Source organism: Bacillus sp. Brlt_9 (assembly GCF_051948935.1).
In the GTDB taxonomy this organism is placed as follows: Bacteria; Bacillota; Bacilli; order Bacillales; family Bacillaceae_G; genus Bacillus_A.
In genome coordinates, this window is sequence record NZ_JAYJLO010000002.1 from 629,739 (window position 1) to 648,050 (window position 18,312).

27 protein-coding genes are annotated in these 18,312 nt (G+C 36.2%); 19 read left to right on the forward strand and 8 right to left on the reverse strand.

All coding sequences use genetic code 11. The features are described from left to right. Window positions 1–120: 120 nt before the first annotated feature. Complete coding sequence (locus VF726_RS09530) at window positions 121–657, forward strand: DNA polymerase III subunit delta (protein ID WP_440168291.1); 537 nt, start codon at window positions 121–123, stop codon at window positions 655–657. Between the two features lie 39 nt (window positions 658–696). Here the strand turns inward: VF726_RS09530 and VF726_RS09535 are convergent, their stop codons facing one another. Further along, complete coding sequence (locus tag VF726_RS09535) at window positions 697–1,080, reverse strand: rhodanese-like domain-containing protein (protein ID WP_048531103.1); 384 nt, start codon at window positions 1,078–1,080, stop codon at window positions 697–699. Between the two features lie 170 nt (window positions 1,081–1,250). Here VF726_RS09535 and VF726_RS09540 point away from each other — a divergent pair, with 170 nt between their 5' ends. Continuing rightward, a complete protein-coding gene (locus tag VF726_RS09540; RefSeq protein ID WP_440167632.1) occupies window positions 1,251–2,087 on the forward strand; it encodes a lipoate--protein ligase family protein in 837 nt (278 codons plus the stop codon). Between the two features lie 27 nt (window positions 2,088–2,114). On the opposite strand, the gene VF726_RS09545 is transcribed toward VF726_RS09540, so the two are convergent. The 3 genes from VF726_RS09545 to VF726_RS09555 all read right to left on the reverse strand — a co-directional run bounded on the left by VF726_RS09545 (window position 2,115) and on the right by VF726_RS09555 (window position 4,149). Then, window positions 2,115–2,954 (reverse strand): hypothetical protein, encoded by an 840-nt coding sequence (locus tag VF726_RS09545; protein WP_440167634.1) that lies wholly within the window; start codon window positions 2,952–2,954, stop codon window positions 2,115–2,117. Between the two features lie 200 nt (window positions 2,955–3,154). Beyond that, window positions 3,155–3,826 (reverse strand): hypothetical protein, encoded by a 672-nt coding sequence (locus tag VF726_RS09550; RefSeq protein WP_440167637.1) that lies wholly within the window; start codon window positions 3,824–3,826, stop codon window positions 3,155–3,157. A 5-nt stretch (window positions 3,827–3,831) separates the two neighbouring features. Next, on the reverse strand, window positions 3,832–4,149 hold the full coding sequence (locus VF726_RS09555; protein ID WP_000556083.1) for a PadR family transcriptional regulator: 318 nt from the start codon (window positions 4,147–4,149) through the stop codon (window positions 3,832–3,834). 156 nt (window positions 4,150–4,305) lie between these two features. On the opposite strand from VF726_RS09555, the gene splB reads away from it, so the two are divergent. The 3 genes from splB (at window position 4,306) to VF726_RS09570 (ending at window position 6,620) form a co-directional block, all read left to right on the forward strand. After that, window positions 4,306–5,331 (forward strand): spore photoproduct lyase, encoded by a 1,026-nt coding sequence (gene splB / locus VF726_RS09560; protein ID WP_440167639.1) that lies wholly within the window; start codon window positions 4,306–4,308, stop codon window positions 5,329–5,331. A 144-nt stretch (window positions 5,332–5,475) separates the two neighbouring features. Continuing rightward, complete coding sequence (gene mntR / locus VF726_RS09565) at window positions 5,476–5,904, forward strand: transcriptional regulator MntR (RefSeq protein WP_001143070.1); 429 nt, start codon at window positions 5,476–5,478, stop codon at window positions 5,902–5,904. Window positions 5,905–5,957: 53 nt separating this feature from the next. Continuing rightward, window positions 5,958–6,620, forward strand: a complete 663-nt coding sequence (locus VF726_RS09570; RefSeq protein WP_440167641.1) for an HAD family hydrolase — start codon at window positions 5,958–5,960, stop codon at window positions 6,618–6,620. On the opposite strand, the gene VF726_RS09575 is transcribed toward VF726_RS09570, so the two are convergent. Together VF726_RS09575 and VF726_RS09580 are read right to left on the reverse strand one after the other, a co-directional pair. Continuing rightward, window positions 6,617–7,018: an SA1362 family protein gene (locus VF726_RS09575; RefSeq protein WP_078420398.1), complete on the reverse strand. Its 402-nt coding sequence runs from the start codon at window positions 7,016–7,018 to the stop codon at window positions 6,617–6,619. The genes VF726_RS09570 and VF726_RS09575 overlap by 4 nt on opposite strands. A 79-nt stretch (window positions 7,019–7,097) precedes the next feature. Beyond that, window positions 7,098–8,018: a DUF1385 domain-containing protein gene (locus VF726_RS09580; protein ID WP_440167644.1), complete on the reverse strand. Its 921-nt coding sequence runs from the start codon at window positions 8,016–8,018 to the stop codon at window positions 7,098–7,100. Between the two features lie 244 nt (window positions 8,019–8,262). On the opposite strand from VF726_RS09580, the gene VF726_RS09585 reads away from it, so the two are divergent. The 4 genes from VF726_RS09585 to efp are packed head-to-tail and all read left to right on the forward strand — an operon-like array spanning window position 8,263 to window position 10,889. Then, the gene (locus VF726_RS09585; RefSeq protein WP_440167646.1) at window positions 8,263–8,751 is read left to right on the forward strand and encodes a YqhR family membrane protein; all 489 of its coding nucleotides are present in this window, start codon (window positions 8,263–8,265) and stop codon (window positions 8,749–8,751) included. Between the two features lie 52 nt (window positions 8,752–8,803). Next, window positions 8,804–9,244, forward strand: a complete 441-nt coding sequence (gene aroQ / locus VF726_RS09590; RefSeq protein ID WP_440167648.1) for a type II 3-dehydroquinate dehydratase — start codon at window positions 8,804–8,806, stop codon at window positions 9,242–9,244. A gap of 4 nt (window positions 9,245–9,248) precedes the next feature. After that, window positions 9,249–10,310: a Xaa-Pro dipeptidase gene (pepQ, locus tag VF726_RS09595; RefSeq protein ID WP_440167650.1), complete on the forward strand. Its 1,062-nt coding sequence runs from the start codon at window positions 9,249–9,251 to the stop codon at window positions 10,308–10,310. Window positions 10,311–10,331: 21 nt separating this feature from the next. Further along, a complete protein-coding gene (gene efp / locus VF726_RS09600) occupies window positions 10,332–10,889 on the forward strand; it encodes an elongation factor P (RefSeq protein WP_242256067.1) in 558 nt (185 codons plus the stop codon). Between the two features lie 35 nt (window positions 10,890–10,924). Here efp and VF726_RS09605 read toward each other — a convergent pair whose 3' ends face one another. Further along, a complete protein-coding gene (locus VF726_RS09605; RefSeq protein WP_440167652.1) occupies window positions 10,925–11,245 on the reverse strand; it encodes a hypothetical protein in 321 nt (106 codons plus the stop codon). A gap of 286 nt (window positions 11,246–11,531) precedes the next feature. On the opposite strand from VF726_RS09605, the gene VF726_RS09610 reads away from it, so the two are divergent. From VF726_RS09610 to VF726_RS09650, 9 genes are read left to right on the forward strand one after another with little or no spacing between them, the layout of a single operon-like run. Continuing rightward, the gene (locus VF726_RS09610) at window positions 11,532–11,813 is read left to right on the forward strand and encodes a YqhV family protein (RefSeq protein ID WP_000816054.1); all 282 of its coding nucleotides are present in this window, start codon (window positions 11,532–11,534) and stop codon (window positions 11,811–11,813) included. Window positions 11,814–11,841: 28 nt separating this feature from the next. Continuing rightward, window positions 11,842–12,768, forward strand: coding sequence for a stage III sporulation protein AA (spoIIIAA, locus tag VF726_RS09615; RefSeq protein WP_440167655.1), 927 nt, complete (start codon window positions 11,842–11,844; stop codon window positions 12,766–12,768). After that, on the forward strand, window positions 12,762–13,277 hold the full coding sequence (spoIIIAB, locus tag VF726_RS09620) for a stage III sporulation protein SpoIIIAB (protein ID WP_016086319.1): 516 nt from the start codon (window positions 12,762–12,764) through the stop codon (window positions 13,275–13,277). Before spoIIIAA ends, spoIIIAB begins: the two co-directional genes overlap by 7 nt. A 14-nt stretch (window positions 13,278–13,291) precedes the next feature. Continuing rightward, window positions 13,292–13,495, forward strand: coding sequence for a stage III sporulation protein AC (spoIIIAC, locus tag VF726_RS09625; RefSeq protein ID WP_000020914.1), 204 nt, complete (start codon window positions 13,292–13,294; stop codon window positions 13,493–13,495). 23 nt (window positions 13,496–13,518) lie between these two features. Continuing rightward, window positions 13,519–13,902 carry a stage III sporulation protein AD gene (gene spoIIIAD / locus VF726_RS09630; RefSeq protein ID WP_079245909.1) on the forward strand — a complete coding sequence of 128 codons (384 nt, stop codon included), beginning with the start codon at window positions 13,519–13,521 and terminating at the stop codon, window positions 13,900–13,902. A gap of 10 nt (window positions 13,903–13,912) precedes the next feature. Next, the gene (gene spoIIIAE / locus VF726_RS09635; RefSeq protein ID WP_000943696.1) at window positions 13,913–15,085 is read left to right on the forward strand and encodes a stage III sporulation protein AE; all 1,173 of its coding nucleotides are present in this window, start codon (window positions 13,913–13,915) and stop codon (window positions 15,083–15,085) included. A gap of 12 nt (window positions 15,086–15,097) precedes the next feature. Beyond that, complete coding sequence (spoIIIAF, locus tag VF726_RS09640) at window positions 15,098–15,730, forward strand: stage III sporulation protein AF (RefSeq protein WP_048531074.1); 633 nt, start codon at window positions 15,098–15,100, stop codon at window positions 15,728–15,730. Beyond that, entirely contained in the window at window positions 15,720–16,382 is a 663-nt protein-coding gene (spoIIIAG, locus tag VF726_RS09645; RefSeq protein ID WP_440167660.1) for a stage III sporulation protein AG, read from the forward strand. Before spoIIIAF ends, spoIIIAG begins: the two co-directional genes overlap by 11 nt. Before the next feature lie 15 nt (window positions 16,383–16,397). Next, entirely contained in the window at window positions 16,398–17,057 is a 660-nt protein-coding gene (locus VF726_RS09650) for a SpoIIIAH-like family protein (protein WP_440167662.1), read from the forward strand. Between the two features lie 98 nt (window positions 17,058–17,155). Here the strand turns inward: VF726_RS09650 and VF726_RS09655 are convergent, their stop codons facing one another. Beyond that, entirely contained in the window at window positions 17,156–17,350 is a 195-nt protein-coding gene (locus VF726_RS09655; RefSeq protein WP_048531067.1) for a hypothetical protein, read from the reverse strand. 469 nt (window positions 17,351–17,819) lie between these two features. Here VF726_RS09655 and accB point away from each other — a divergent pair, with 469 nt between their 5' ends. Further along, the gene (gene accB, locus VF726_RS09660; protein ID WP_048531065.1) at window positions 17,820–18,308 is read left to right on the forward strand and encodes an acetyl-CoA carboxylase biotin carboxyl carrier protein; all 489 of its coding nucleotides are present in this window, start codon (window positions 17,820–17,822) and stop codon (window positions 18,306–18,308) included. Window positions 18,309–18,312: the final 4 nt, after the last annotated feature.

Consider the following 18,312-nt stretch of genomic DNA (forward strand, 5'->3'; position numbering starts at 1 on the left):
AAAGTTTTCAAAGGTGGAGTTTGGTAGAGAAGCGAATATGAAGAGCATATAAACGCTTCGTTCGTTAAGAGAGCGGTATGAAAGGGCGGAAACAAATTGAAAAAAAGAATCATTTGTTTCGTGTTTTCTAGTTTCATGCTTAGTTCGTGTTCGTTTCAGCAAACGATGCAAGAAGAAAAAAACTTTGTGGGAACAACAGGGGGAACTATGGATCGTGTTACGGATCCTATTTCGCTGAAGGAGCTTCCAAAATATTTTCCAGTGAAATTTAAAGTTCCGGCGTTTTTACCGTATAACATTACGAGTGATGTGAAGGGAGAAGTCAGAACGATTGGAAAAAAGAACGCTGTCTTAATGATTAAATATAAACAGCGGGAGCCGGGGAGAAATGAGTATATTGAGTTAAATGTTGCGAACTTTCCTTATAGTTTTCCGGATCTCGTGGAAGAGAAGCGATTTCAAGAACAAATGAAATTGAATAATGGAGCATTCGCTTATTTTAAAAATAAGGATGACTCTGGGCAAGGAGACGAATTTGCTACGCTTATATGGAAAGAGAAAGGACTTGAATATCAGCTCTTGTATCGGAATGCACAAGAAAATGATCAAGATGTGATTAAGAAAAATTTATTATACATTGCGAATAATATGGAATGAAAAAACTAGCTGAATCATTCAGCTAGTTTTTGTATACTATTATTTCTTTTTAATTTTTCCAGTCCACGTTTTGAATCCACCTTGTAATTGGTAGAAATCTTTGTAGCCTTGTTTCTTTAAGTATTGAGCCGCACGACCAGTACGGAATCCGCTTTGGCAGTATAAGTAAACTGGTTGATCTTTACGAAGTTCTTTATGACGAAGGCGAATTTGTGATAACGGAATGTTACGTGCGCCTAAAATATGCCCTGCAGTATATTCGTCTGCTTCGCGAATATCGATAAGCTGTGCTTTACGGTAGCCAGCGCGAAACTCTTCTTCTGAAAGTGTTTTAATTAATTTTTTCTGATAGAAATACATCCATACAGTGTAACCGATGAACGCTACGATTACGGCTAATAAAATAATCCAAGTTGTTGACACGATTCTATCGCTCCCTTTTTTCTTATCCTACTTTCAATATTATAATGCCCGTATGTATTTATGCAACAGATTCATTTGTATATAAGAAGAAATTTCGTATTCTTTCACAAATTTTGTCGAATTTGGTAGACTAGAGAATGTGAAAAATAATTGGTTATATGAGGTGCAGGATGGGAAAAGAAAAATGGTGTTATATTAACTCTGGTCAATGTTCACCGGCATTTAATATGGCGTTAGATGAATGTTTATTAAATTGGCAAAGTGAAAAGAAAATGCCACCAACTATTCGTTTTTATGAATGGGAAGTACCAACATTAACAGTCGGGTATTTCCAGCGTGTTGAAAAAGATATTAATATGGATGTAGTTAAAGAAAAGAAATATGGATTCGTTCGTCGTCAAACAGGCGGCAGGGGTGTACTACATGATAAAGAATTAACATACAGTGTTATTGTGTCTGAAGATCATCCAAATATGCCAAAAACAGTTACAGAAGCGTATCGTGTTATTTCGCAAGGTTTACTAGACGGTTTTAAAGCATTAGGGTTAGAAGCGTATTATGCAGTTCCAAAAACAGAAGCAGATCGTGAAAATTTAAAAAATCCACGCTCAGGCGTATGTTTTGATGCACCATCTTGGTATGAAATCGTAGTAGAAGGAAGAAAAATCGCAGGTAGTGCGCAAACACGTCAAAAAGGTGTGATTTTACAGCACGGGTCGATTCCGTTAGAAATAGATTTAGATGAGTTATATGATTTGTTTTTATTCCCGAATGAACGTGTAAAAGAACGTATGAAGAGTATGTTCTCTTCTAAAGCGGTGGCAATTAATGAATTAACAGACCGTACATTTACAATCGAGCAGTTAATTAAAGCGTTTGAGGTTGGGTTTGAAAAAGGATTAGATGTAGAGCTTGTTCCGTATGAATTAACAGAAGAACAGTTACATGAAGTACAAACATTAGCAAAAGAGAAGTATGAAAGTATAGAATGGAATTATAAAAAATAAGAGGTGGCAATTGCCACCTCTTATTTTTTATAGTAAATTAAGTACTTTTTCTACTTTGATTCCTTTATCTTGTAAAGAACGAAGGCGGTTTACAACGTCCATAATTTCTTTGTCAAATGTAACGCTAATACCTTGGCTTTGTAGTTCTTGTTTTAATCCTTCAATAGAATCATCTATGTCGATGCCAAGCTCGTAATCTTGACAAACTTCAATTGTCTTTTTCACGAGTTTCACATAATTTTCTTGTAGTTTTGTATTTGTTTCAGTCAAAGCAGATTGCTTCGGTTTTGCAGGCGCAACCGGTGCTGTCTCTTGCTTTGTAACTGGAGTTGGTACTGCTTTTTTCACAGGTGCTGGAGTAGATAATTCCACAGCAGCTTCTACACTTACTGGCTTCGGTGTTGGTACCGGAGTAGGTTTAGGTGCTGCAGGTGTTTCTACTCGCGTAACAGGTTTTGGAGCAGGTGTAACTGCTTTTGGCGCTTCTACAACTACTTCTTTTTTCGGAGTAGCTTCTACAACAGTTTCTTCTTGCTCAGCAGCTTCTTTATTCTCTTTGCTCCACATAACGCGTTCAACTTCTAGAGAAACATTGTTTTTGTTCATCGCTGTTAATGTAACTTTACCAACTTCAGCGTTCCCAGTGAAATCAACAATTTTATAAATAACACTCTTGTTCCAATCCACGTTTCCGCTCAAAAATAATTCTTCGTTACATTTCGGCGTTAAGCCCTCGATTTTAATTTCTGCGTTTACACCGTTTTCACTATATACCATAATTAGCGAAGCATTTACATCTTCGTCTGCTAACATTAGTTCACGTACCATTTTGCCGGTGCGTACTTGCGTTTTCTTCTTAACTGACATCTAATTTCTCCTCTCAAAAATTCAGTAATAATAAAAAAATCGTATAACGAAAAATAATTGCTCACGAAGATTTATGATACCGATAATAAAAGCATCACGTCAACAATTAACTTTAATTATTTTGCATTTTTCTTATTTTCTTTATGAAATTTTTCAATTTGTAAAATTAGACAGAAGAAAAACAGCCTTTTGAAAGGCTGTTAAAAATTTGATTTTTTGTATAGTAATTTATATAAAACAAAAAATAAGATAGCGATTAAGGCGTTTTGCCAAAAGGTTAGATGGTAAAGGAGATAAGGTTGTTTTCTAAAATAAATATTTACGAATATAGTTGAACAAAATGGAGTAGCAAAAGCGAGTCCGAATAGAATTCTTCTTTTCCAATTTATCTTTTTATTAAAAGAATAACGCTTTAATAAATATAAAATAAGTAGTATGCCTAGTACGATTAATGAAATAGACAAAGTAGTTCCAGGGATGCTAAAAGGTGGACTTATTATATCGGTATCTTTTTCAAACAGGAAAATGAAAAGAGAAGCAAGGGCATCCATTCCAAACTGTATAGCAAGAAGTAAACTAATAACAAAACCAATTAAAGAAGTTTTTTCAAATTTTGTTTGGGCGGGTAAAGCGGATATAAGTTCATCGCAGTAAGATTGTAAATCATTTCCGAAAATGTCATAAGCATTTTTATTTTCAGCTTGTGCTTCGATGAGGTGGTCTAATATTTCTAACAAAAGTTCTTCTGCTTGATGTTCGGGTACATTAGATAACCGAAGATATACTAGCATATCACCATAAGCAGTTTCGTTTTCGGAAGTTAGAAGCTCACGTTTTTTATTATTCAATTCAATCATTTCTTGTGCATTCATCCCTATCACTCCCCTTGTAATAAGTTGTTTACGGTCGTTGAAACCATCCCCCAGCTTTGTTTAAATTCTTCAAGCTGTTCTAATCCTTTATCGGTTACGTGATAATATTTACGTTTTGGACCGAGTGAGGAGGCTTTTAATGTTCCTTCAATTAATTTTTCTTTTTGCATACGTAACAATAACGGATATATGCTTCCTTCGCTTACGAATGTAAATCCGTGTTTGTTTAATTTTGTACTCAGTTCATATCCGTACACTTCTTCTTGTGAAATGATGTATAGGATGCAACCTTCGAGTACACCTTTTAACATTTGGCTGTGCATGATTTCACCACCTTTTATTCAGGTAACTTGCGTTGCAAGGTAGCTGATATCCAAATTATAACATTCAGTAACTTGCAACGCAAGTTACTGAAGTGGAAAACTTTAATGCGTGTTAAATTTCCCCCGTTTCTCATACTAACGAGAGGAGGGAAGTGTATGAAACCATTTATGCCAAAACTCGTTTACTTTGAACCGAAGGCACTTGAATATCCACTTGGAAAAGAGCTGTATGAGAAGTTTACGAAGATGGGATTAGAAATTCGTGAAACGACATCCCATAATCAAATTAGAAATTTGCCAGGTGAAAATGATTTGCAAAAGTATCGCAATGCAAAGGCAACGCTTGTCGTTGGGGTGAGGAAGACATTAAAGTTTGATACGTCAAAACCATCAGCTGAATATGCAATCCCGCTCGCAACAGGGTGTATGGGGCATTGCCATTATTGCTATTTGCAAACGACACTTGGGAGTAAGCCTTACGTTCGTGTGTATGTTAATCTTGATGAAATATTTGAGAAGTCAAAGCAATACATGGACGAAAGAGCACCTGAAATAACAAGATTTGAAGCTGCTTGTACATCAGATATCGTTGGGATTGATCATTTAACACATGCATTAAAGCGGGCGATAGAGTTTATTGGAGAAAGTGAATACGGGCGTTTACGTTTCGTTACGAAATATTCGCACGTTGATCATTTGTTAGATGCAAAACATAATGGGAAAACTCGTTTCAGGTTTAGTATTAATTCACGGTATGTGATTAAAAATTTTGAGCCAGGGACATCACCCTTTGAAGAACGAATTGAAGCGGCTCGTAAAGTGGCAGGCGCGGGTTATCCACTTGGGTTTATTGTTGCGCCACTTTATATGCATGAAGGGTGGGAAGAAGGATACCGTGAACTATTTGAGCGACTGTACAATGCGCTAAAAGACTTGTCGATACCGAATTTAACGTTTGAATTAATTCAACATCGCTTTACAAAACCGGCAAAAAAGGTCATTCAAGAGCGTTATCCGAATACGAAACTTGAAATGGATGAAGAGAAGCGTAAATATAAATGGGGACGATACGGAATTGGAAAATACGTTTATAAAAAAGATGATGCGGAAGTATTAGAAGAAACAATAAGAGGTTATATACATGAGTTTTTCCCTGATGCAGAAATACAATACTTTACTTAAGAAGAGTCTGTATACAGATACAGATTCTTTTTTGTTTTATATATTTAGGCTTGTTTTCAACTTGTCACGTTATTCTTTCTGGTGTATCATTTTATTGATTGCTTCGTACGGAATGAGCAAAATGAAATTGGATGGAGGAAACCGATGCCTACCCCTAGTATGGAAGATTATATTGAACAAATTTATTTGTTGATTGATGAAAAGGGTTATGCCCGCGTATCTGATATTGCTGAAGCGCTTAGTGTACATCCATCCTCTGTAACAAAAATGGTGCAAAAATTAGACAAAGATGAATATCTAATTTATGAAAAATATAGAGGGCTTGTATTAACATCAAAAGGTAAAAAAATTGGAGAACGTCTCGTATACCGTCATGACTTGCTAGAGCAATTTATGCGTATTATCGGTTTGGATGAAAGTAAAATTTACAATGATGTAGAAGGAATTGAACATCATTTAAGCTGGGAAGCAATTGACCGCATTGGTGATTTAGTGCAATACTTTGAACAAGATGAGATTCGAGTGGAAACCCTTCGTGGTGTTCAAAAAGCAAATGAAGAGAAAAGTAATTAAGGGGAACGTATGTCGTTTCCTTTTTTATTTCAATCGAAAAGGATGGGAGAATTATGAAAGCAATTATTTTTGATTTTGATGGATTAATTGTGGACACAGAAACAATATGGTTTCACTCTTTCAGAGAAGCCGTTCATGAGTATGGCGGGGAGTTACCTTTAGAGGAATTTGCAAAATGTATTGGAACGACAGATGATGTACTATATGCATATTTAAATGAGCAATTAAAAGAGAAGTTTAACAAGCATGTATTAAAAGAAAAAGTGAAAACTTTACATAAAGAGAAAATGAAAATAACAGAAGCTCGTGACGGTGTAAAAGAATATTTAGAGGAAGCGAAAGAAATGGGATTGAAAATCGCATTAGCCTCTAGTTCATCTAGAGAATGGGTTATTCCTTTTTTGGAAGAGCTACAAATTCGAGATTATTTTGAAGTCATTAAAACGAGAGAAGATGTTGAAAAGGTAAAACCAGATCCAGCACTTTATCAAATTGCGATAAAAGATTTAGGGGTTGATCCATCTGAAGCGGTTGTATTTGAAGACTCGTTAAACGGATTGAAAGCAGCGATTGCAGCAGGATTAAAGTGTGTCGTTGTACCTAATGATGTGACACGGAACTTACCCTTTGAAAATCATCACCTTCGAATTGAAAGTATGAAAGATAAAAGTTTGAAAGAAGTGCTTCAAAGTATAAAAAAAGACCGTATTTCCTAAAAGGAAGCACGGTCTTTCTTTTTTGTTTTTTTACCTTCAATGACAGTTAAATGAGATTGTTTTCTTTTGCGCTTCAAAGTGGAAGGAGTGCTTTTTTTCCCTTTGTCATTAGAAGCGTTTGATTTAAAGAAAGAATTGCTTAGGGGTGCTACATTTTGTTTCCCATGTTTGCGGTTCGATTGTTTTGCAGCACGCTTATAAGAGCTTTGCGAATTTGCAGAACCACTAGAGTTTGTAAACATTTTGTAGAGTAAATAAAAGATACCAACGACAGCCAACATGATACCAATATTTCTTAACACTCCCATTGGGTCTGTAATGACAGATGAAACAAGGCCGAATATTGCTAATCCGATAATAAGCACAAATATAGCGAAAGTAAACGAACGACCGTTCATAAGGAACACCTCCTAAAAACATATATTAAAAATAGTATATTAACGATGAGGAAAGGAGTTGAACACCATTTTTAAATAATTATTGTTTGTTTTCTAAACGTAATAATTCTTCAAACGATGCAATGGCTACTTCTACTTGATCATCTGTTGGTTCTTTCGTTGTTAACAGTTGCAGCCATAATCCGGGATATCCAAGTATGCGTAATACTGGAATGTCGCGTAATCGATTCGTAAATTGTAACACTTCAAAAGAAATGCCGAGAACGACTGGAATTAATAAAATTCGGTTTACGACTCTGGCCCAAAGTGGATCTGTAGGGACAAGGAAGTAAACAAACATTCCAATAATGACTGTAAATATAATAAAACTACTGCCACAACGATAATGAAGGCGAGTTTGTTTTTGAACATTTTCTACAGTCATCGGAAGATTATTCTCATAAGCATTAATTACTTTATGCTCCGCACCATGGTACTGAAATACCCGCTTAATAAGTGGGGTTAAAGAAATAAAGTATATATAGCTCAATAATAGCATGAGCTTAATGACACTTTCGACAATGATTTGCCCTGTATGAGAGGGGAAAATTGGTCTCGTTAATTCAGCTAGTAGTGCAGGAACTGCTGTGAAAATGACTTTACCAAATATGAAAGATAAAACACCAACTGCTGCAACTCCTAATACCATCGTTAATTTCGATTGTTCTTCTTTTTTATTTGCAATTTGTTCGTCTTCTTCTGGATGGACATCAAATCGTTCTGAAGCAAAGTTTAAATGTTTTGCTCCGTTCGCACTTGCATCCACAATAGCGGCAATCCCTCGTAAAAATGGAATTTTTTTCAGGATAGATAATGCTTTATTACGAACGCGTGGTAATCGATAAAATTCAATCGATTTATCTTTACGACGAACCGCTGTAACAGTATATTCTCTACCGCCAAACATAACTCCTTCTATGACTGCTTGCCCGCCATATATTTGTTTTGACCCTTCTGCCATGTTAACACCAACCTGTATTTGTTTCTCTCTTATGTAGAAAAAGAGGCAATTGTCATACTGGGTTCTGTCATTTTGAAATAAGACAATCACCGAGTTTCCTTTATTTTATCGACAAATACAAGTATATGACAAGGGAAAATGTTACGAGAGTCGGACATTTCTTATTCTTTTTATAGACAAATTTCGCAGTATTTAAACATGGTTCAAAATAGTTTCGGGCATACTATTGAGCGGAGGTGTCGATGTGAGTCAAGAACAATTAGGAACAAGGAATTTTGTGCAAATTGGTTTATTTGGTGGAATCTTTTGGGGGGGAATATGGTATTTCCTTCATATATTTTCATTTACGGAAGCGGGACCGAACTATTTACTTTTACCATTTGCCTTTGGAAGTTGGAAAGAAGGGGTATGGGGCAATGTGTCAGGAATTGTTTGTATGGGACTACTTTCGATTTTAATTGCCTTTTTGTATAAAGCCTTTTTGGCGAAGTTTGAAGGAATTCTTCCAGGGATGATTTACGGTTTATTTTGGTGGGCGTTACTATTTTTCGGAATGGGGTTACTAGCGCCTGCTATTAAAAGTGCACTCCATTTACCGAAAGAAACACTTGTGACGACGATATGCGTTTTTATATTGTATGGTGTATTTATAGCGTACTCTGTTTCTTACGCAGTAAATACGAATAAGGCCGAGCGAGAAGGGGAAGAGAAGACAAACTATTCAAATAAGTAACTCCTATGTTAAAATGTTGTATAGACATTTAATATTAAGGAGTTTTAAGCATATGAAAAAGGTACTCCTCGTAAACGGTCCTAACCTAAATCGCCTCGGTGTCAGGGAGGTAAATGTATATGGAAAGGGCACGCTAGCGACACTTGAAGCAGATATGAAGCAAGAAGCAGCAACAATGGGAGTGGAGTTAGAATGTTTCCAATCGAATCATGAGGGTGCGATTATCGATCGCATTCATGAGGCGGAAGATATATATGAAGGGATCATTTTAAATCCTGGAGCATTTACGCATTATAGCTATGCGATTCGAGATGCAATTGCGAGCATTTCGATTCCTGTTATTGAAGTACATATTTCTAACATTCATCAGCGTGAGTCGTTCCGTCACGAATCTGTGACAGCAGCTGTTTGTGCGGGACAAATTGTTGGATTTGGTTTTTATGGCTATAAGTTAGCGTTATTTGCATTAATGGAGAAATTGAGGGAGGCATAAAGTAATGGAGAAAATCGAAAGATTAAGAAGTGCATTTGATGAGGCTGGTATTGATGGTATTTTGTTAACAAATGAACATAGTCGTAGATATATGGCTAACTTTACAGGAACAGCTGGTGTTGTACTGATTTCCAAAAATCGTGCTCAATTTATTACAGACTTCCGTTACGTAGAGCAGGCTACTAAACAAGCTGTTGGATATGAGATTGTACAGCATGCAGGATTAATTATCGATGAAGTTGCAAAGCAAGTGAAGGAACTAGGAATTCAAAAGCTTGGCTTTGAGCAAGATACTCTTACATATAGTTCTTATTCAGTTCATAAAGAAGCGATCGATGCTGAATTTATCCCAACTTCTGGGCTTGTAGAAAAGTTACGCTTGATAAAGACTGATTCAGAGATTAAGATATTAAAGGAAGCTGCACAGATTGCAGATGCTGCCTTTGAACATATTCTATCATTCATTCGCCCGGGAGTATCTGAAATTGAAGTGTCAAATGAACTTGAATTTTTCATGAGAAAACAAGGAGCAACATCTTCTTCGTTTGATATTATCGTTGCTTCAGGTCTTCGTTCGGCATTACCGCACGGCGTGGCATCTGAAAAAGTGATAGAAACAGGAGATTTCGTTACATTAGACTTCGGCGCTTATTACAAAGGATATTGCTCTGATATTACTCGTACGATTGCAGTTGGTGAACCATCTGATAAATTGAAAGAAATTTATAATATCGTTTTAGAAGCACAACTACGTGGTGTGAACGGTATTAAAGCTGGTTTAACAGGCCGCGTGGCGGATGCGTTAACGCGCGATTACATAACGGAAAAAGGATATGGTGAATACTTCGGACACTCTACTGGTCATGGAATCGGTCTTGAAATCCATGAAGCACCAGGTTTGGCTTTCCGTTCTGATACAGTACTTGAACCAGGAATGGCTGTAACAGTAGAACCAGGTATTTATATTCCAGGTATTGGCGGCGTACGTATTGAAGATGATATCATTGTAACAAGTGAAGGTAATGAAGTAATTACGAAATCACCAAAAGAACTTATTATTTTGTAATACACAGGAGGATTTTTTTACATGATTTCAGTAAACGATTTTCGTACAGGTTTAACAATTTCAGTGGATAATAGCCTTTGGCAAGTAATGGATTTCCAACACGTAAAGCCAGGTAAAGGTGCTGCATTCGTTCGCTCTAAACTACGTAACCTTCGCACAGGATCTGTTCAAGAGAAAACATTCCGTGCAGGTGAAAAAGTAGAAAAAGCACACATCGAAAACCGCCGTATGCAATACTTATACGCGAGCGGTGAGTCTCACGTATTTATGGATAACGGAACTTACGAGCAAATCGAACTTGGTGAAAAACAAATCGAGCGCGAACTTAAATTCCTAAAAGAAAACATGGAAGTATCTATTATGACATACCAAGATGAAGTACTTGGCGTTGAACTTCCAAACACAGTTGAATTACAAGTTACAGAAACAGAGCCAGGTATTAAAGGAGATACAGCTTCTAACGTAACAAAACCAGCTACATTAGAAACTGGACTTGTTGTACAAGTACCAATCTTCATTAACGAAGGCGAAATGCTTATCATCAACACTGGTGAAGGTAAATACGTTTCTCGTGCATAGTAGAAAAGCACTCGTGATTATCACGAGTGCTTTTTTTATAGGAAATAGGGTAGATAATAAATAGCCGTTATAACAAAACTAACTAAAACAAGTGAAAGGGTACCCATAATGTACGGAGTCAAAACAATTTGAAATGGTTTTATCTCGCCAGTCTCAACACCAGTCAGTGTTTTACTGATTGCATGATCTGTAATGTTGTTTCTATGATTACTCATAATAAGTAGCCAAGTAATTGCAAATATCGCTAAACTACCAAGGAAAAAGGTATCCATAAATGACCAACCGACCAATATTGAAAAAAGATAAATAAGAGCTAATTCTACTACGACTATTAAACTAATTTTTAATATCTTCATATTTTCCCCCTCATTTTGCACATATAGCTAATTTTAAAAATGGCGCGATAAAATAGTACGCGAGATGACTTTAGTTCTGTCCCTCATGCTGCATCGTCTACATTCCACATATTTATCAAATATACCATAATAATCCATAAAATAATACGAATATTCAGATTTAAAGAAGACGATAGAGAAAAATTATGTTTTTACTTCTGAAATAGACAACCCCTGCATATGGTTGTACAAATATATTCTTTTTTAGCATATAGCACTAGTAACCGTTATGGGAGAAGGTGGGAGAATGAAACAGTGGCTAGCGGCAATGGAAACATCTGTGCTTGTAATGGGGCTACTTCGGTTGTTTTCAGGTAGCGCGGAAATATTCGCCGCTTTGCTTATGCTCTATGTGAATGATGCGAAGAAAGCATTGTTTATAAATGGTATGTTGGCGTTTGTTGGACCGACCGTATTAATTTTAACAATGACAATAGGCATAGCGAGTGTGGCAAGTGAGATTTCTTTCTTGAAACTCTTTTTTCTAGCGCTTGGAATTGGCTGCATTTTTATCGCGTTGTTGAAATAAGTAAGCCAGGTATAGTGGGGAGAAGCTGATGAAAGAAGTATTAGAAGTTTTACCGAAAACGATGAAGCAATTAGTGGAAAGTTGTAAGTGCTGCGATGCTCTAGAGGAAATCCGTGTTCGAATTGGAAGACCGCTAGAGTGTATTGCTCATGGCAAAGTGTTTTTTTATGACTATGTCGTTACAGCAGAGGATGCGATTTACTTATTGAATAAGTTAAGTCAATTCTCAATTTATACGATGGAAGAGGAATTAAAGCGTGGGTATGTGACACTTCGAGGTGGGCATAGAATCGGCTTAGCAGGAAAAGTCATTACAGAAAAAAGCTCAGTGAAAATGATTCGAGATGTCTCTTCCTTTAATATTCGTATCGCTCGTCAAAAAATTGGAATTGCAGAACCACTTTTGCCGTATTTGTATGAATCACGGTGGTTAAATACGATGGTAATTGGCCCGCCGCAAACGGGGAAAACAACACTTTTAAGAGACGTAGCACGTTGTATGAGTCAAGGGGTGAGTGATTCGAAAATTCCTTCTTGTAAAGTGGGGATTGTTGATGAGCGGTCAGAGATTGCTGGTTGTGTGAAAGGCATTCCGCAATATGACTTTGGCACAAGAGTAGATGTGTTAGACGCATGTCCAAAAGCTGAAGGAATGATGATGATGATTCGTTCTATGAGTCCAGATATTTTGATCGTAGATGAAATCGGACGTAAAGAAGATAGTGAAGCAATTATGGAAGCGGTGCATGCTGGGGTTCAGCTTTTTATAAGTGCACATGGATTTTCTTATGATGATGTTGTGAAACGTCCATCACTAAAGGCGGTGCTGGAGCTCGGCATATTTGATAGGTTTGTGGAGCTATCAAAAGCAAGAGGGCCAGGAACAGTTATGCAGGTGAAAGATAAGAATGGAAAATCGGTATTACCTTATAGAAAGGCTGAGGGCGTATGGTGAAAATATTTGGTGCAGTGTTAATCGTTGCGGTCAGCACCTTTTTCGGGTTTTCATACGCTAAAAGATATAGTGAGAGACCGAGGCAACTTAGATTATTAAAAGCTGCGCTTCAATCATTAGAGGCAGAAATTATGTATGGGCATACACCTTTGTCTGAAGCTGCTGAGCGATTAGTGAAACAAATGCCGAAGCCGTTAAATTGGATATTTCAAAGTTTCGCCAGAAGGCTAGAAAGTGGAGAACAAACAGTAAGAGAAGCTTGGATAGATAGTTTGAAAGAAAATTGGAAGCTAACAGCATTTCAACAAACTGAGTATGAGATTTTGCAGCAATTTGGTGAAACACTCGGACAACATGATCGTGAATCACAACAAAAACATATTCGCTTATGTATTACACACTTAGAGAGAGAAGAAGAAGAAGCGAAAGCATTACAACTACAATATGAAAAAATGATTAAGAGCTTAGGGGTACTAGCAGGGCTACTTATCGTAATTTTACTGCTATAGGAGGGAGAAAGGCGATGTCCATTGATGTTGGATTAATATTTCAAATCGCCGGAATCGGCATTGTTTTAGCTTTCATTCATACCGTACTAAAAGAATTAAAGCGTGAGGATATTGCAAATTGGGTTATCCTCGTCGGTTTTGTCGTTATTTTATTTCACGTCGCATTTTTAATTAATACGTTATTCGACAAGATTAAAAGTGTCTTTCTCTTCCAGTAAAGGGGGCGGTTCGCATCGAAATTATACAAATTGTCGGATTGGGCCTCGTTGCTACGTTTTTAGCAGCTGTATTGAATCAGCATAAATCTAGCATTACGTCATTATTTATTGTGTTTGTAGGTAGCGTGATGTTTCTTATTTTAATTGATCAAATTCACGCTATTTTACAAATGATTGAGAGAGTAGCGAGTGAAGCGAAAGTTAGCAACGTATATGTAGAAACGTTGCTAAAAATTATTGGGATTGCTTATATTGCTGAGTTTGGAGCGCAAATTACAAAGGATGCCGGACAAGGTGCAATTGCTTCAAAAATTGAATTAGCTGGAAAGATTTTAATTCTCGTCATGGCGATTCCTATTTTGACGGTTGTAATTGAAACTATTCTCGGATTTTTACCGACGGGATAAGGGGGAGTGAATGTTGAGGGGCTTTGGAGCTAAGCTGCTATTTGCTTGCTTCCTTTTCTTTTCTTTACCGGTTGTTGTACAAGCTTCTCCTGTAGAAACAAACGTCGTTGATCAACAATTGGATAAGCTCGGAATTGAAGATGTGAAGCAATTTTGGGACGGGCTTGTTACAAAATATGGAGGTTACTTACCAGAGAGTCAAAAAGGTAGTTTTATGGAGTTTGTAAAGGGAGAAAAAGAAATTTCTATAAAAGAGTGGATGCTCGGTTTATTAAAATATTTATTTCACGAACTTGTTGCAAATGGGAAGCTACTTGGAACGCTTATTATGCTCACAATTTTTAGTGCATTGTTGCAATCACTACAATCTGCATTTTCAAAGAGTAGTGTAAGCAAAATCGCCGATGCAGTTGTATATATGGTACTGATTATTTTCGCTTTAAACAGCTTTTATGTCGTCATGACATATGCAAGAGAAACGATACAAACAATGGTAGATTTCATATTAGCTTTATTGCCAATCTTGCTTGCACTCATAGCGACAGGAGGCGGTGTTGTATCTGTATCGTTTTTTCATCCGATTATCATCTTCTTAATGAATACGAGTGGGCTTTTGATGAATTATATCGTTCTACCACTTTTATTACTTGCAACGATATTAAGCATTGTAAGTACGATGAGCGATCAATATAAAGTTACGAAATTGTCCAAGCTTCTGCAAAACGTTAGCGTTGGGATTATAGGTATCTTTTTAACGATTTTTTTAGGGGTATTATCTGTACAAGGAACAGCGACAGCTGTTGCTGATGGAATCGCTGTGAAAACAGCTAAATTTGTAACAGGGAACTTTATTCCCGTAGTAGGCAGAATGTTTACCGAGGCGGCGGATACCGTTATTAGTGCATCGGGATTATTAAAAAATACAGTTGGAATTATCGGGCTCGTCATTCTATGCTTAATTGTCGCTTTTCCAGCGATTCAAATTTTTTGCATCGCATTTATTTATAAGTTCGCAGCAGCAGTATTGCAACCAGTTGGCAGCGGAGCAATTATTCAATGTTTAGATATCATTGGCCGGAGCATCATTTATGTATTCGCTTGCTTAGCCATCGTATCGTTTATGTTCTTTTTAAGTATCACCATTATTATTGCTGCGGGGAATATTACACTTATGATGCGGTAGGAGGTGAAGGGTATGCAATTTGTTACAGAGTGGATTCGAAATATTATCGTTTTTTTACTCTTAGCGACAATGCTTCATCTTATTCTTCCAAATTCTAATTTGCAAAAGTACGTTAAATTCGTTGTAAGTCTATTATTAGTAGTTTTAATCTTAACGCCCCTATTTAAACTATTGCAAACAGATGTAAATGAAGTAATCGCAAATTTTAATGAAGAAAAGTACGTAGCAGAAGGATCTGTAAAAAATTCAATAGATTCGAAGAAAAAAGAAATACAAGCTCTAACACGTGCATATAGTTTAGAAGAGATGGCTACCAAAATGAAAAAAGAAGTAGGAAAAGAGTTTGAGAAACAGTATGGTATGACAGTCTCTGAAATACAAATAGTCGCAGCGGAAAGCACAGCGGAAGTAAAGTCAGCGAAAGATATTCAATCTGTTGTTGTGACGTTGAAAGAAAAAGAACGTAGTAAAAATGATGCAATCGAAACAGTAAAACCAGTTGAAATTAATACGAAAGAACCACCGAAAAAAGTAGAGGAAGCGAATGTAGAAATGAAAGATTTCTTTTCAAGCAGGTGGCAACTAGAGAATAAACAAATCCAAGTTCAAATGGAAGGGAGGACAGGTAGAGTAAATGGACAATAAAGATAAAAATTCGAAGTTCTCATTTTTTCGAAACTTATTGAATGGGGATGAAAAAGAAAGCAATGAGAAGGGAAAAAAGGTGACACCTAAGTTTTTACTTGTCCTACTCATACTTGGAATTTTGCTTATGTTTTCTAGTAGTTTATTTTCAAGTAAAAAAGAAGAAGTACCTGTATTTAAAGAACAAAAAACGCAAAATCAAGAAAAAGACGTACCAACTTTCGGACAAAAAAATAACGATAGTATGTCAAATGTAGAAAAATATGAAAAAGCGTATGAACAAGAATTAAAAGTAGCTTTAGAAGAAATAGCAGGAGTAAAAGATGTAACGATTAAAGTGAATTTAGATTCATCAGAAGAAAAAATATTAGAGAAAAATACTGTGAAACGTTCACAAACAACAGGTGAAACAGATAAAACAGGTGGTAAAAGAGAAGTGGAAGATGAGTCTCTTGATGAAAAGACAGTCATTATACGTGAAGGGGATAAAGAAACTCCCGTTGTTTTACGAACAGAGAAACCGAAAGTGCGAGGTGTCCTTGTCGTAGCAAAAGGAGTGGATAATATACAAGTTAAAGCGATGGTAAAAGAAGCAGTCATACGGCTGCTAGACGTACCAGCTCATCGTGTTTCAGTATCACCGAAAAATTGATAGGGAGGAAATAAAGTGTTAAAAAAACAAACGGTTTGGTTATTAACGATGTTAAGTTTAGTTGTTGTACTATCTGTTTATTACGTAACAACTCCTGACAAAATGAATACAGCATCACCAGCAACAGGTGAAAAGATTGGACAAGAAAAACAAGGTACTGATAAAGCGGTAACAAATGAAGCACCGAAAGAAACGCCGAAAAAAGAGACTACAAATAAGGAAACATCAAATAAAGAAACAGACAAAAAAGAGAATGCAAACAAGGAAACATCAAACAAAGAAACAAGTAAAAAAGATGCTAACGTAACAGTTCAATCAAGTGATGAAAATTTCACAGCGCTACGTATGCAAATGGAAGATCAGCGAAGTGAACAAAAAGCAAGATTACAAGAAGTGATGAATTCAACAAAATCTTCAGCAACAGAAAAGAGTAAAGCGAAAGATAACTTTGATGCAATCACTACAATGGAAACGAAGCAAGAACTACTTGAGACAGTAATTAAATCTCAAGGTGGGTATAAAGATGCTCTTGTAAGAGCGGATGGAACTGACATTAGAGTAACTGTGAAAGCAGCAAAACATTCACAAAAAGAAGCGAATAAAATTATACAGCTTGTAAGAAGTGAAGGCGGATCAAAAGATGTAGGTGTGAAATTTGATCCACCAACAAAATAAAAATTAATAATCCGCGTGGACATCCCCCGCGGATTATTAATTTTTGCGAATTGGATAGTTTGAAAATATTAGATGAAAATAATAATAGAAAAAAGCTATCATTTTCGATAGCTTTTTTCTGTTTCGTCTTTGTAGTTGCTTTTATTATGCTCAACTCGGAATGGAGAAATACGTTGTGAGTAAAAGATTAGTGGTTCATGGTAACGATGATTACTTTTTCCAGATTTGACGTGGATGAAGAGAACGAATGCCCAGACCATTACGGCAGGTAAGAAGAGAATGAGCCATATCATATGTCCACACCTCGATACGATATATTTTCTACACTTTGAACATACTATTCTTATATGAAGGAATGATGAACGGCGTGTAAACAAAAAAATAATATTTGGTAAAAATATATTATTTACTATAGATGGGGTGAAGAATAGAGCGGTAATGATATGGTTACTTTGTGGCATTTTGAAAAAGTAAGGAATGTTTTTTAGGAAGTGGTCTTGCCAATTTTGTGTGAAACTTGGTATTATTACTAGGTAATAAATTTTTATTGGAATAATATTTTTACAGGAATTTCGATTTATTATAAAGAAATATAAATTGGAATGTTTAAAAAATTTATCGTAAGATGGAAATAGTAACTATTTCTATTAGTAAATGAAATACATTTTCTAATAGAGTACATCGTATTTTTACAGTCAATCTAGTTTTAGTGATGAGAATCTGTAAAAACGGGACAAACAAGAGTATGGGAGTGGATTTTACATGTTTAAAATTCAAGAAGTTCGTGAATTAATTAAATTAATTGATAGCTCTAATATTGATGAATTCGAATACAAAAAAGATGGTACGACAATCAAAATGAAAAAGCGTGGTAATGAAGTTGTCGCGGTGCAAGCACCTGTAGCAAAACAAGCTGTGCAACCAGTAGCACCTGTTGAAGTTGAAACAACAGTAGCGGCAGCACAAGTGGAAGTACCAAAACAAGAAGAGAAAAAAGCTGTTCAAAATGAAAACCTACATAAAATTACATCACCGATGGTAGGTACATTCTATTCTTCTTCTTCGCCTGATACACCTGCATATGTAAGTGTAGGGGATAGAGTATCGAAAGATTCTATCGTATGTATTGTCGAGGCTATGAAATTATTTAACGAAATCGATGCTGATGTAGATGGCGAAATTGTTGAGATTCTTGTTAATAATGGACAGCTTGTGGAGTATGGACAACCGCTATTTCTTGTAAAAGCGTAATAAG